Genomic DNA, 15,352 nt, shown 5'->3' on the forward strand with positions numbered 1-15,352 from the left:
TGTTTGATTTATAATTGGTTTAATTAGGGGGTATATTTTTCTTTCTAAAAACAATTATCTATAAAAACTCTTAATTTATTTTATTGCAAAAGCAGCTTGTACCCATGGAAAATCAATGGCATCATTCTTTTGTAATTTTCCTGGAGTACTTCTTCCATCATTAATTTGTTTGATTAATAATTGCTTCAGTTCAGTTACTTTTTCAGGATGTTTTTCTGCTAAATTAATTTGCTCTTTAACATCTGTTTTTAAGTTATACAATATAATTTCTGGCAAGTCATTTAATTTCTTTAACGGTCTGCCCATAGCATTTAACCCTTTGTTTGCAGATACAATTAATTTCCAATCTCCTTTTCTTATAGCAAAAACACCTTCTTTGCTATGGTGAATAGTTGCTTCTCTTTCATATCCTTTTTCTTGCAACAACAAAGGCAGCATACTATAACTATCTTCTGCTTCATTATCTTTTAAATTATAATTTACAATATCGGCAGTGGTTGCCATAAAATCTGTGGTACAAATGGTTGCATCGGAAATAGTATTAGGCTTAATTTTTTCTGGCCATTTTACGATAAAAGGTACGCGATGTCCTCCTTCTAAGTAGCTTCCTTTGTTTCCACTATAAATATAACTTGGATTGTGTCCTTTCGCTTTTAATACTCCGTAATTGGCATTTGCTGCACATCCATTATCACTTGTAAAAATTACAATTGTATTGTCTTCTTCTCCACTTTCTTTAACTGCTTTAAATATTTGCCCCATTAAATCATCAATCATTAAAACAAAATCTGCGTAAGGATTTATTTTACTTTTTCCTTTCCAAGGTGCCGTTGGTAAAATTGGATTGTGTGGTGCTGGTAATGGTAAGTAGATAAAGTAAGGTTTATCGTCTTTTGCGTTTTCTTTTATATAAGAAACTGTTTTATCAACAAAAACAGGTAACACTTCTTCATGTTTAAAATCATTAGAAATTGGTCCCTTTATCCAATACGCATATTTATTTGATTTTCTTTTTTGTTCAGAAATACCTGTTGGCTGCATCACCACTTTATCATTCTCTACATACACAAAAGGAGGCATGTTTAGTGATGCTGCTAATAAATAAGAATAATCGAAACCTAAATCTAAAGCTCCTTTTTTTAAGGGTTTTGTATAATCTAATTGTTCCATTGGATACTTATCTTTAACACTAGAGTAATGTTCTAATTCTTTGCTAGTGTCTTTTAGATCCCAATTTAACCCCAAATGCCATTTACCAATATTTGCAGTTTTATAACCATTTTGTTGTAACAAATCGGCTACAGTGAAACGATCATCTTTTATCAACATTGGTGAAGTACCCCAAGTTACAAATTGTTTTAATGGTGTTCTCCAATTGTATCTTCCTGTTAAGATACCATATCTGGTTGGTGTACAAACTGAAGATGAAGTATGTGCATCTGTAAATCGCATTCCATCATCAGCTAACTGGTCTAAATGTGGGGTATGTATTTTACTTTTTTCATTATAAACACTTAAATCTCCTATTCCTAAATCATCTGCTAATATGTAAATGATATTAGGTTTTTTGTTCTGAAATTTATTTTGACCACTAACTGAATAAATTAAAAATAACGTGAAGACAACTAATAGTTTTTGTTTCATTTTGTAAGTACATTTTAAGGAGTAATGCAATACTATATTTTGAATACTTATAGCTTTTTTTACTCCTGATTAAGAATTTCTATTTATTACAAATTTGCTCTTAAATATCTTAACATACTTGCTCTTAACAACTATTAATTTGCTAAAAACTACCATATTTGAATTCTTATGACCTCAATTGTGCTATCTTACAGTTTAATCAAGAAAAGCCAGAAAAAATTTAATTTAGTTTTTTATCATTCCCATCTTGCTTACATCTAATGGTTCTATACCTAGTTTTAAAGCTGGACTACCTTCTTTAAACCCAAAATTTCCATTTTCTATATCGATAAACATCGGGTCTCCAAATTGACTCATTTTCTCTTTTCCCTTTGAACGAATTCTTTTAAAATGTGAAGTCATCCAATTTGGATTTTTAGGATGATAATACAAATTTCCATCCATATCAGTTTGCTCTAAATTTGGAAGGTTTTTTACTTGGTCTTTACGAGGTCTTTCTGCATAAGCATTTCCTCCATCAGGATGAGAAATAATAATATTTTTATGTGCTTTTGATCCGGTTACAGGAACCCATTCAAAACTGATATATCCAAATCGTGGTGCTACTCTTGGCGCTACAATAATATTGTTGATGATATCATTGACTCCTTTAGAAGCAATTCCCGCACTAAAAGCGTAATTATTATAAAGTACATTTCCGAAAATCAAGGTTTCATGTTGATCATCATCACAACGAATAGGTGCCGGCATTGAATGTTCTAAATTGTCATGTAAATAGTTATAACGAACAATATTGCCTGTTCCGGCACCAGAAACATAAATACAGTTACCATCAGACAATAATTGTACTGCATGTGTAATTTCATTATACTCTACAATGTTGTGTCTTGAGTGATTAAATTTTTCACGGACTTTCCAGTTTTCGTAGTTCTCTTTTGTGTTTTTAATAACCTCATCAGGAATTTCATGATGTCTTACTGTTCTACCTCCCTCACCATTTAATCTTCTATCTGGCTCAATACGATTGGTAATTAAAATTCCTGCATAACCACTATGATGTATATAATTGTGTGCAATTTGATTGTAACCACTTTGCCACGCCCAAATACCTGGAGAATGCCAAGTTATTTCACTAAAGTGATGAATATGATTATTGATAATTTTATTATGATGATTGACATCTTTAGTTCCAGGACCATAACCTGCCAATAAAATTCCTGCTTCTCCTAGATGAGCAAACTCGCAATTTTCAACCTTATTCTTCTGAGCATGTAAATCAAAACGAACACCAGATCCACCAGAATTCAAGAACTTACAATTGATGACTTCACAATTTTCTGCTCCTCTAAAACGTAATGCTGCTGTAGGTCTATCAAACATATCCCAATCATGTTGCATACCCCAACCCAATTGATCTTTATCATCTACCCAAGCTCTTCTATCTGCATGAGAAAATGTAATCCCTGAGAATGAAATACCTTTTACAGGTTGGTCTTTAGTGCCTTTATAATCGATATTTCCTTCTACGCGAATTAGTTCACTTGTTGTTGGTGCCAAAATTCCTTTTGGAGAACCATTATCTGTTGTATTGACTGGCCATAGGTAAATTTTTCGTGTTTCAGTATTTACTACCCATTCTCCTGGTGTATCTAGGGATTCAAGTGTATTTTCAATCCAAGCTGAATTGCCATCTTTTTTATGTACCCAATGTGCTAATTCTCCCATAGTATACGTTGATGATACTTTTGTTTTTGCTACTAATTTTTCTTCATCTACTGATTCTAACGGCAACATATTAATCATCCAAGCACGAGTAGGTCTTATATTTAATTCAACATCTTTAAGATTCTCCCAGTTCTTTATTTTTCCTTTTGGAAAGTGAACTGTTTTTTTATCACCCATTTTAGTGGGTATAAAACCTTCTGCTCTGGCACGATTTAAGCGTCCGTTTTCATCATACAATGTGTAAAATTTATCTATACCTTCTGGAATATCTGCCACCCATACTTTTCCTTTTGCTACTTCTGGTAATTCAGAATGCGATTGTAATAATTTCCAATCATTTACGGAAACTCCTGCACTCACAATAGGGTTTTCGTTAGGGTATGCAGCAAAAGTTAACTGTGTTGATACTGAATTTGATTTCTGATTTCCGTCTTCTATAACTAAAACAAGTGTTTTATTTAATTGATGACGTCCGCCACTTAAATAGATAAAAGCTGGTTTTGAATTTCCATTATCACGAAATTCTCTAACGATTTCAAGAGCCTTTGGAATACTTGCTAAAGGAGCAACAGTGGTTCCAGATGCTTTATCATCACCTGAAATGGAGACGTATAATTCTATCTTTTCACTCGAATTGTTACATCCTGTTAAAAGGATTATACAAAGTGAAAAAAGCATCCACTTAAATTGGATTAAAATCGTTTTCATCGTTTATTTCTTTAAGCGTTTTCCAACTTCTTTTAACGTTTTAATGTCATCTGGAAAAACAGTTCCATCTGGCAATGGCCCAATATTTAATAATAAATTAGCATTCATTTTTTTTGTGTGTGATAACATTTCCATCACTTCTTCTGCTGTTTTGTGTCCTACATCGTTATCTCTATCATATCCCCAAGCATAAGGTTGCATGGTGTTACAAATTTCTAAAGGCACATCAGATTCTCCTGTAAAATGACGCTCTGGTGCTTTAAAATCTTCTGTTCCAAGTACGCCTTGCTTGTAAGAAACAAGTACCTGCGGTTGAAGTGAATGTATATGATCGTATAACTCTTGTATTTTCAACTCATCAATTTTTTCTGGTGTAGAATTAGGCACTGCTCTACCATCTAACCAAATTCCTGCAATAGGTCCATATTTGGTTAACAACTCTGTCATTTGATTCTTCATAAAATCTACATATAACTGCAAGTTTTGTTCTTCACCATATTTATATGACTCTTCTTTAGGATTATAATCTGGCTTTGGATTTCCACCCCAGTCTTCTCTATTAGGCGAATGTGGATGTTTCCAATCTCGCCCATGAGAATAATAGAAAAATAAGCCTAAACCTTTTTTATGACACTGTTCTGCTAATTCAGCTACCAAATCGCGTTTTGCAGCACTATTTGTACTTTTAAAATCGCTAAATTCTGTATCGAACAAACTAAAACCATCATGATGTCTGGTAGTAATATTGATGTATTTCATACCAGCTTCTACAGCCAAATCTGTGATTAAATCTGCATCAAAATTTTCCGCAGTAAATTTATCTGTTAATTTTGCATATTCATCAGGTCTAACTTTTGCACGTAATTGCACCCATTCCGCTGGTTTTGAATGTATTTCTCCCCAATATCCTTCCGTTAAACTAAATAATCCATAGTGAATGAACATACCAAACTTTGCTTCTTCAAACCATTGCAAAGCAGCATCTCGTGGATTTTTTGCATAGGCATCTTCATATCCTTTTAAATAGGATGGTACCTCAATTTGTTTTTTGCAACTAGTAATACTCAAAAAGATAATGAATACACCAATAAACGACCAGCTAATATTTTTTAATATTTTCATATGCTATAATTTAAATTTTAAGGTAATAGCAAAATTGCAGTTGCGCCTTTATCACTTTCACGTCCATCTGCTCTTACTGCTGTAACCTTGAGTGTCATCTGACTGAACTTTTTCGGGTCAGAAAGTTTATAAACAAAATCAGTATTTGTAATTTTAGAAGTGACCAACTCATAAGTTGGTGAGTTGCCGACAGCGCTATAAAGATTGTACGAAACAGCATCCTTACTTTTATTCCAAAAAAGTTTAATTTCATTATCTTTATTATCAATCTTCAAATTCGAAGGTGCATCCATAGAAGTAAATTCTGGAATAGCATTGATAACATAAGTTTGCCCTACTTCTGTTTTAATCATAATTAAATCATTATCCTTAGCAACAAATTTCACAGCTTTACCTTTTGATGTTTTAATAGTTGCTTTTGCAACATTTGGATATCTAAACTCTAAGGTTCCTCCTGATTTAGACAATACTTCAAACTTCTTAGCTTGACCTTTTGACCACGCTGCAGAAACTTCAAAATTACCACGTGCCAACAGACCGTTAAAACTACCTTCTGACCATTCTTTTGGTAAAGCTGTTAATGGTGAAACCACATAATCTTGACACTGTAATAACATCTCAGATACTCCTGATGTTGCACCATAATTTGCATCAGCTTGAAATAATTGACCTCCTCTGTGATCATTAAACAAGTTATGCATATAGTTTTCACTTAATAATTCTTTGTAATATAAATACGCTTCTTCTCCATTGTGTACTCTTGCCCACATTGCTATTCTTTCTGCACGTGCCCAACCAATATTGGTTTTATGATCACGTTTTATCAAACTAACTTCTGCTGCATCTAACCAAGCTGGTGTTTTATCGGTGATTAATATTCCTGGATACAAACCTAATAACATAGAAGCATGTCTGTGATTAACATCAATAATCTTATTAATTTTAGGATCACCAAACTCATTAAAATGTTGCTCTTGACGGAACTCTTTAATTTGTCCAGATTTACCCACCTGAATAGGATCTAATAAAGGAAGTTGTTTTTCAAAAGTAGATAAACGAACATCCGATTTTCCTAAAATTTCTGCACTTTTAATTACATTATGATGGTTCTCATAAAACATTTGTTGGTCAAATGTAGTACCAATTGTGTTTCTTAACTTTTGCTCTGGACTAGAAGAAGGATTGGCTAATAAAAATCCATCTGTTTCTGTTACGAATCTAGATACAAAATTTGCTTGTTCGTAAATTACTGGGTACACTTTATCTGCTAATACAGAATCATCACGTATATAATCATAATAATCCCAAAACATTAAACCAATCCAAGAACCTGTACCAAATCCAGCAATTTTAGTTTTACTAGGAACATCATAAGGATTACTCCAAAATGGACCAGACCAACCATTATCTCCATTAGGATCTAACTGAGAACTATTATATTGTTTAATGTATTCTGTTGCATATAAACGTTGACGTGGTTCAAAAACCTTAAAATAATCTACATAAGATTCAAACAACTCAGACAAGTTGGTAGAAAAAACAGGTGCGTAAGCCATTTGTACATTGGTATCGTGTAAATACTGAGATGACCAAGGTGGCCTTTGGTAAACATTCCAAATTCCTTGAAGATGTGGTGGAAGTGTTCCTTTTCTAGAAGAACAAATCAGCATATAACGTCCAAATTGGAAAGCAAGCTCTTCAAGATATTTATTTGTACCATGATTAGGATATTTATCAATTAATTCATTAGTAGGCATATCTGGTTCAATAGCTCCAATATTAAAATTAACTCTATCATAAAGTTCTAAGTAATCTGCTTGATGGTTTGCCAACAATTCTTTATGAGATTTTGCAGCTGCATCTTTCAGATATTGAGTTACTTTAATATGAGGATCTGGAAATCCATCTAGTTTTTTTGTTGGATTTTCTGTTAAAAAAACTTGAGAATCTAACTTATAATTGGTGCCGATTGCAATTAAAATAACAGCACTATTTGCATCAGATATTTTGATGGTCCCATTTTTGTTAGTCTTCATTTTTCCTCCTTCAGGAATGACCTTAAATTGCCCTTCAAACTTAATTTTGTAGTAATTCATTATACCGGAAAGAGTAATAACATCTCCCTTTGCAGATACAGATCCTGATTTTCCTTCTCCCACAAATGGAATGGTAGGACGTAATGTAAATGACAGTTTTCCTTTTTTTGATGCACTCAAACGGATTGCCATTACCTTATCTGGATAACTGGTAAAATATTCTCTAGAGTACTTTACACCATCATTTTCATATTCCAAAGACGAGATGCCTTTATTTAGGTTCAATTCGTGTTTATAATCTTTGACATTTTTATGATCAAAATCAATGAATACTTCTGCAAAGTTATTTACTCCTCTTCGCTTCAATCCACGGTCTTTACCCCAATCATATAAACTATTTTCAGTAATTTGGATTCGTTCTGAAGTTGTACCACCAAATACATTAACCCCCATATACCCATTTCCCATTGGAATAGAACGATTTACCCAACCTTTGTCAGTATTTGGAGTAGGTTCATCATACCAAAGTCTTAGTGTTTTATTCTGTTGAGAAAACCCAAAAAAAGTAGCACTAAAAATCATCGCTATTAACAATTTTTGCACAAAAAATATTATATTATTTTTTATCTTCATCTTTTAATTATTTTGTTTTTAATCTTATCTATTTACCTTACTTCCAAGATATTTTAGCTTCTCTTTTTTCTGTATTTACCCAAACACTTGCATGTTCAAATTCACGAGTAAACGCCCAACCTTCTGGTGTAATTCTTTTGTATTCTCCTTTTGGTGCTCCAAGAGGTTTTTGTAATTCAGGATAATCTACTAAAGGGCCTGTTCTCAATTTCCATCCCCAACTGTACATAAAATAGGAATAAGGTTGCGCTCCAATTAAATAACAAGCTAGAGCAAACTCTAATTTTTCTTGAGATAATTCAGGCATATTAGGCTTAATATTTCCTCTTCCTGCTCCATCCACTCCAAGACGAAAAACAGATATTTTTCCTTCTTTGGCATTTTTTAGCATATCTCCCCACTCATTTAATAAGCTTTCTTTAGTATACCTAGCTTTTGAATAGTTTTCAAACATTACAGCATCGCAAACAGGATACACATAACCTGCATCTTTATTATTGGCATTGTTACCCAATAGTATTTTATCAGCTCCCATTTTCTCTTTAAGCGCTGCCATCATTTCTCCCATTGCAATTTCAATTGCTGGTTTATCTTTTATTCGAAACCTACTATTTCCATGCATTTGATCGATAAATACTCCATCACAATTAGATTCTCTAACTCCTTTGGCAACTGTTTCAACCCACCATTCTCTGAACTTAGGGTTTAATAAATCATAACAATATGCTCCAAAATGTTCTGCTAACTTTCCTGTTTTTTTATTAGTAATCAAAAATTTCTTTAACTCTGGGTGTTTCTCAACACCTTTCTTGGTGAAATTTTTGGTATACGAAGTATATGTCCAAGCATAAGCTGCATTGAAATAAAACAATACTTTTATGTCTGGGTTTGCCTTTTTAAACGCTTTTGCTTCTTCCTTTGCTCCTAATTCTGCAGCTCCTAATTGTTTTTTTCCATGCGATTTTTCGATACAAATAAAATCGGTTCTTGGAGCAATAAATGCAACTTCTTTGGGAGTTAATAAGCGATTCTTATCCTGAAACATAAAATACTGTGGCGTTGTTTCCCAGCTAAATTTTGGATAAAAATCTTTGGGCACAAATGTACTTCCATCACTATTCTTGTATGTTGTTTGTGAAACTACGTTGTTAAATCCTGTGAATATCACACAGAATAACAAGGCTACTAAAACTTTAGTTTTTTTCATTTTTGTTATTATTATATAGTCATTTTTCATCTTAATATCCTTTAACTGCTTTACGTACCTTTTTCATAATTTCAATACTTTCAGGATTAAAAATGGGATGATCCTTGGTTACATCTGGTGTCATTGCCAAATTGATTGTAATCGGCATATTTGCTTTATCAGCTTTCTTAAAAATCTCAATATATTTCTCCACTGAAAATTTAGGTTTTTGTGTAAACTTTCCGTTTTTTACTCTACTAGACCATCCATCCATATAAAACCAACTAGCAGGATATTGTTCTTCTAACTGGCCTCCTTCTTCAAATAAGAAATCAGGTTGAATTTCAGGTATTCTACCAGAACCATCAGAAACAACCATATCGCTAAAAGGCGTTAAATTTGCGAATAAATTTTGACTAAAACCCACAGGTGCATTTGGATTCCCTGCCTTTATAGCTTTCGCAAATTTTTCCCAAGGTGGATCTAGTTGATACATTTTCCAACCACCATCATCGATATAACCTCCTGTGGTTGCTAAATCTTTTCCATATCGTAAGCTTACTTCACGAAAATGATTTTCTAAGAATTGAAAATACCCTGAAGGATCTGGAGTTTTACCATTTCCATAGGTATTGCCATACAAATCTTCCATACCACTATTAGGATTGTAGTACAACATTAAACGAATGTTGTGCTTGCCTAAACCATCAATGAGTTCTCTGATTAAATCTCTTTCACAAGTAAATCCTGGTTTTATGCTATCTATAGTTTTGCTAGGTGCTGGCCAATGTTGAGTTCCGTGTGCACAGGTAAACGTAACCCAAGAAGCACCAATTTCAACCACTTTTTCTACAAAAGCATCCACATCAAATTCATTTACCAATTTTTGATATTGTTCCCCTAATTTTGGCCCTCCATTATATGGCCTTGATCCTGATGAGAAATGTACAAATAATCCATATTTTCCATCCACCATCCATTGTATATCTGCCTTCATTGCCTTTGCTCTGGCTTTGATTGCTGCATGTGCTTTTGGACGTACCAATTCTATGGACCAAAAAGCAAAAGGATTTGGCTTTTTATTTGTATTGGCTTTTATTTCTTTATTTTCCTCCGCTTTTTTTTCTTTGCCAAAAGTCAACAAACGAAAACTGATTTTATTAATCCCTTTTTTGAGTTTTAAATTTTGTTTTAAATAATGTCTTTGAACAATAGGTCTTGTTTCCCAATTTTTGATATTGGCTTTTTCAATAATTGTTGTATTCCCTGAAGTAACTTCAAAGGTTGATTTTGAAAGGATATCATTACTTCCAGTATACAGAAGCGCTATGCTATATTCTGCTTCAAAAGGTGCTTCAACCTCCCAAGTCATTACATCCTCTTTGGTATAAAAACCACGAATAAAAGCATTGTTCACTACTTCTGGTGTTGGTCTTTCAAGGTGATTCAAATTACCTGTAAGTTCAGCTCTAAACCCCATAATGCTTGTAATATCATCTGCTCTAAGTTGCCAAGTTTTTGGAGCCCAATACGAATGAATTATTCTTTCTTTATGTTGTATTTTATCTTGCCCTGATAATTTTGTAAAAGAGCATAATACAAAAACCAATAAAGTTACATTTATCTTATTTTTATACAAATTCATCCAATTCTAGTTTTTACAACTCATTTTACTTTTATTCTCTATTAGCTTATTTAATTATCTCGTTAACAGACAATTAATCAACAATACTGTTAATTTGAAACCAATTTTTACTTTTCTCATTCTCTTGAATTTCACCAGGAGTACTTCTACCATCCAAAATTATTTTTTTTAATGCGGCTTTTAATTCTATCACTTTTTCAGGATATTCAGTAAGTAAGTTTTTAGTTTCACCAATGTCATCTTTTAAATTAAACAACTGCATTGGTGGCAAATTCATCTTATTTTTTCTGATATCTCTTGGTCTAGGATCACTCCATCCTCCAGAACCTGGACAAAAAGATAGTTTCCAATCTCCTTGTCTAATGGCAAATATTCCATCTATAGAATGATGAACAATGTATTCTCTAATATCTTTATCATCCTTCCCTGTGATGAGTTGCAACATACTGTAACTGTCTTCACCTTCTGTATCTTTCATTTTATAACCCGTAATATCTGCACAAGTAGCAAAAAAATCAGTAGTACAAATCATGTTGTTAAAACTTGCCTTTTTTAATGATTTAGCCGGCCACTCAACTATAAAAGGTACTCTATGACCGCCTTCATAGATATCTGCTTTATATCCACGAAATTGAGCACTTGGGTTATGATTGTATGTTGCTAAATCTTTAAAATCTGCTTTTGGAGAACAACCATTATCACTCGTAAATACCAAAAGTGTGTTTTCTGATATCCCTTTTTGAACCAAAATTTCGCGAACCTGACGAACAACATTATCTACCTGCATTACAAAATCTCCGTATATATTGGTTTTACTTTTTCCTAAGAATTCTTCTGTAGGTAAAATAGGTGTATGTGGTGCTGGCAGTGGAAGGTATAAAAAGAATGGTTTTTCTTCTTTCGCTTTTTCATCAATAAAACCGATTGCTTTATCTGTAATATCTTGCAGCACATCATTATGAGAAAAATCATCAGCAGTCAATCCTTTTCTCCACATCTTCATTCCTTTAGACCTTGTATATTTTGTAGGTACCATAGTGGGCAACCCATTTTCTACATATACATAAGGAGGCATGTCTAGTGAACCACAAAAACCAAAAGCATAATCGAAACCGTGAGAATTTGGACCGTTTTTAATTGGTTGCGTAAAATCTACAGTTTCACCATTTATTTTTTCCGAATTTTCATCTTTTAATGTCCAGTCCCAACCCAAATGCCATTTTCCTATAAATGCTGTGCTATATCCTTGTTGTTTTAGCATTTCTGCAATGGTTACACGTTCTTGTTTAATGAGTCCTTTTGAATACCCATTTAATACATGTTTCTTCAACTTAGAGCGCCAATTATATCGACCAGTTAGTATTCCATATCTAGTGGGTGTACATACTGATGATGAAGTATGAGCATCTGTAAATACAACTCCATTTTCAGACATATTATCAATATTTGGGGTTGGGATTTTCCCTTCAGGATTAAAATATTGCACATCACCATATCCTAAGTCATCCGCCAATATATATATTATATTTGGAGCTTTAGCCTCTTCTTTTTCTACCTTCTCGTTTTTTACCTTTGTAGTTTTACATGAGTTTATTACAACTAATAAAACAATTAATAAAATTTTACTATTTTTTTTCATCTTGAATAATTTAATTAATCCCAATTTTCAATCTTTAAGAAATAACCCGCTGTTAGATCTTCATCATGACAAGCCAAAAACAAATATTCAGGCTTTCCATCTTTCCATAAAATATTAGGTCTTTCGCTCCTTGCTAATTCGTGATTAAAATAATGACTGTTTGTATTGTATCCTATTTCTGGTCTATCCCAATGGATTCCGTCTTTTGATTTATAAATTAATCCTGGTCGTTTTCCTCCGAGTTGCTTTTTATCCAAAATTTTAGGATTTCCTTCCAATGCACTTTTTACGTCCATACGATCTTCAACAATTAGATAATACATCCCTTTGTAATAAAAAGCATAAGGATCTTCTATGTCTAAGCCCATATCTGCATAAGAAATTAATGGATTTTCTTTATAATTTTCATAAGGACCTTCTAAATTATCACCAATCGCTAAAGAAATTTCTCTAAAATCTTTGTGATTATCTGTAATTGACTTGTAATAAATTCGATATTTACCATTTTCATCCACCAAAAAAGTAGGGTTAGAAGCGTGAATGATATTTGCTCCATCCATTTTTCCTGATGCTTTTATAATTGGATTGTGTGGACTTTCTACCCAAGGTTCATCCAAAGATTTTGTAGTTGCAATACCTATTTGTTGTGACAATCTTGGCGTTGTTCTTTCTTTTACCAAATACACCATTAAATAAGTATCACCTACTTTAGATACTTGCGGATTGTGATAAGTTGATGATTTACTCGAAAATGTGGTGTCAATAAATTGATAAGGCCCTTCTGGTGTATCTGCTGTAAAATGAACAATTTTACTGTCTTTTATCCAACGTCCTTTATTCGGAATTGTAGACATAAAAACGTGTAATTTTCCGTTTTCATCATAAATGGGAGACATCCCCCAGTTCCACCAACCTTCTTCTGCTGGTAAAATAAATTTACCTGGTACTAGTGATTTGCTAAAAGAAGATTCTTTAATAGTTAAGTTCGGCTTGCACGAAAATAGCATCAGTAATGCAACTGAACAAATTACTATTTCTAAAAAAGGTTTTATTTGTTTACTATCCATATTTATTCTAATAATTATTCATAAAATTGATTACTCTAAATTCTTTTGAAAAACCCTTCCTTTTTTAAGGGAATAAATTTGCTTTCATTTCGGCTATTCTTTAGGAATATGTTATTAAACCTTCTTATCCTATAATGCCTCTACTTCTGTAAAATAAGCTCCTCCCATTTTTCCTTCACTCGTATAGAGATAGGTAATAAGTTCCGTTTTCCCTGCAGGGATTTCCAACTCAAAAACAACTTCTTTGCTTCCAGGCTCCACAGTCATTTCTTGATCTTTTCCAGCTATCTGAATTTTGGCTCGTACAGCCTTAACTATCTTATCTGCTTCTTCAGGGAATTGACGAAGTGTAAATCGGTACAAACCTGCTTTTTTGACGTTAACCATCCAGGGTCCCGTAACTGATGGAAGCCTTTTGATTGAACCAAAATTCCAAGGTGGATTTCCACTATCCAAGTACCAATCTTGTGAACATAATAATGTAGGATTATCTTTGGAATTTCCAAGATCAATAGAAACAGGAGTCATACGTCGTGAAACAGATTTCCAAAACGGTGAATAAAGTGTTCGCAACTCTGCTACCTTTTCTGAATTGGTAGATGAAATATCTCTTTTTTGACTAGGGTCATTTTGAATGTTGTAGAGCTCTGAGCCGTTAATTAATCGCCAGTTATCTTTTATTACACATGTAAATTCCCACTCTTTTGGTGGACCTTTAAAAAATGGCCCTCCTTGAAATTGTACTACAAGATGGTCTCTTTTTTTTGCATTTTGAGAATTTTCTAAAACAGGTTTAAAAGATACTCCATCAGGATTGTGCGAATCTGAAATTGGTATTCCACATAAATCAGCTAGCGTTGGCAATACATCAATATGAGCTGCAAGTGCATCAACATCTCTTCCTCCTAGCAGACCTCCATCAGGCCAACGAATGAAAAAAGGTACACGATGACCTCCTTCATAAATCGAAGATTTTTTTCCTCGCATACCAGCATTATATCCCTTTATTGGCTCTGAATTCAGTCCTTTAAAACTTCCCCCTTTTGCTGTACCATTATCAGACATAAATACTAAGATGGTGTTATCAGCTATTCCTAGATCTTCAAGTTTATTTCTCAGAATCCCCAAGTTGTAGTCGAAATTAGCAATCATACCATAAAACTCAGGACCCGATTTCCATTTAGCCTTATTTCTATAAGGTTCGCTCCATTCCTTACCTACAATATAAGGTCCATGTGGTGCATTAGTAGCTAAATAGAGTAGAAATGGCTCTTCCTTGTTTTTCTCTACAAAATCGATAGCCTCATCAAACCAAACATCGGTACAATAGCCTTCAAATTTTTCATTTTTACCATTTCGCTCATAGGTATCATCAAAATAGTCATTACCCCAATAATCCGCAGCTTGACCAACTCCTCCAGATTTATGCCAAATTACATCTTGAAACCCTCTGTCTTGTGGTCTATGTGGGGCGTTGTCACCAAGATGCCATTTTCCAACCATTCCTGTAGTATACCCATTTTCTGAAAATACATTAGCCATTGTTTTCTCATCGGTATGAAGTAAGGTACGTCCGCTACTGGTACGGTATGCTCCAGTTCTGCCAGGATAACGTCCAGTCATAAGTGCTGCTCTTGATGGTGTGCAAAATGGACTTACATGAAAGTTGGTTAGCCTTACCGATTCACTATGTAACTTATCCAAATTGGGTGTTTTTAAAATAGGATTTCCAAGACATGCCAAATCTCCGTAACCTTGATCATCGGTCATAATCAGAATTACATTAGGTTTTTTAACCTTTAGTTTACTAATTTCTTTTTTTTCTTCAACTTCCTTTTTTTCTTTAACTGAATAGCACGCTCCTAGTGCTATTAACATTAAAATCACGATACCTTTATGTAGTTTCATTTGATTTATTTATTTAATCTCAAATTATGTAACTAAGTT

9 protein-coding genes are annotated in these 15,352 nt (G+C 33.4%); all 9 read right to left on the reverse strand.

Annotated features, from left to right (window positions below; genetic code table 11):
* Nucleotides 1-75 precede the first annotated feature (75 nt).
* Entirely contained in the window at nt 76-1,644 is a 1,569-nt protein-coding gene (locus tag ACJJVY_RS00235) for an arylsulfatase (protein WP_405603944.1), read from the reverse strand.
* Between the two features lie 225 nt (nt 1,645-1,869).
* Nucleotides 1,870-4,077 carry a right-handed parallel beta-helix repeat-containing protein gene (locus ACJJVY_RS00240; protein ID WP_405603946.1) on the reverse strand — a complete coding sequence of 736 codons (2,208 nt, stop codon included), beginning with the start codon at nt 4,075-4,077 and terminating at the stop codon, nt 1,870-1,872.
* A 3-nt stretch (nt 4,078-4,080) separates the two neighbouring features.
* Nucleotides 4,081-5,199, reverse strand: coding sequence for an alpha-L-fucosidase (locus ACJJVY_RS00245; RefSeq protein ID WP_405603948.1), 1,119 nt, complete (start codon nt 5,197-5,199; stop codon nt 4,081-4,083).
* A 17-nt stretch (nt 5,200-5,216) separates the two neighbouring features.
* Nucleotides 5,217-7,868 (reverse strand): glycosyl hydrolase family 95 catalytic domain-containing protein, encoded by a 2,652-nt coding sequence (locus tag ACJJVY_RS00250; RefSeq protein WP_405603950.1) that lies wholly within the window; start codon nt 7,866-7,868, stop codon nt 5,217-5,219.
* Nucleotides 7,869-7,905: 37 nt separating this feature from the next.
* Nucleotides 7,906-9,075, reverse strand: a complete 1,170-nt coding sequence (locus ACJJVY_RS00255) for a putative glycoside hydrolase (RefSeq protein WP_405603952.1) — start codon at nt 9,073-9,075, stop codon at nt 7,906-7,908.
* A gap of 31 nt (nt 9,076-9,106) precedes the next feature.
* On the reverse strand, nt 9,107-10,699 hold the full coding sequence (locus tag ACJJVY_RS00260) for an alpha-L-fucosidase (RefSeq protein WP_405603954.1): 1,593 nt from the start codon (nt 10,697-10,699) through the stop codon (nt 9,107-9,109).
* Between the two features lie 73 nt (nt 10,700-10,772).
* The gene (locus ACJJVY_RS00265) at nt 10,773-12,338 is read right to left on the reverse strand and encodes an arylsulfatase (protein WP_405603956.1); all 1,566 of its coding nucleotides are present in this window, start codon (nt 12,336-12,338) and stop codon (nt 10,773-10,775) included.
* Nucleotides 12,339-12,352: 14 nt separating this feature from the next.
* On the reverse strand, nt 12,353-13,405 hold the full coding sequence (locus tag ACJJVY_RS00270) for a glycoside hydrolase family protein (protein ID WP_405603958.1): 1,053 nt from the start codon (nt 13,403-13,405) through the stop codon (nt 12,353-12,355).
* 129 nt (nt 13,406-13,534) lie between these two features.
* Nucleotides 13,535-15,313, reverse strand: coding sequence for an arylsulfatase (locus ACJJVY_RS00275; protein ID WP_405603960.1), 1,779 nt, complete (start codon nt 15,311-15,313; stop codon nt 13,535-13,537).
* Nucleotides 15,314-15,352: the final 39 nt, after the last annotated feature.

Origin of the sequence: Polaribacter sp. Asnod1-A03, from assembly GCF_045063585.1 — a bacterium.
Classification (GTDB): domain Bacteria; phylum Bacteroidota; class Bacteroidia; order Flavobacteriales; family Flavobacteriaceae; genus Polaribacter.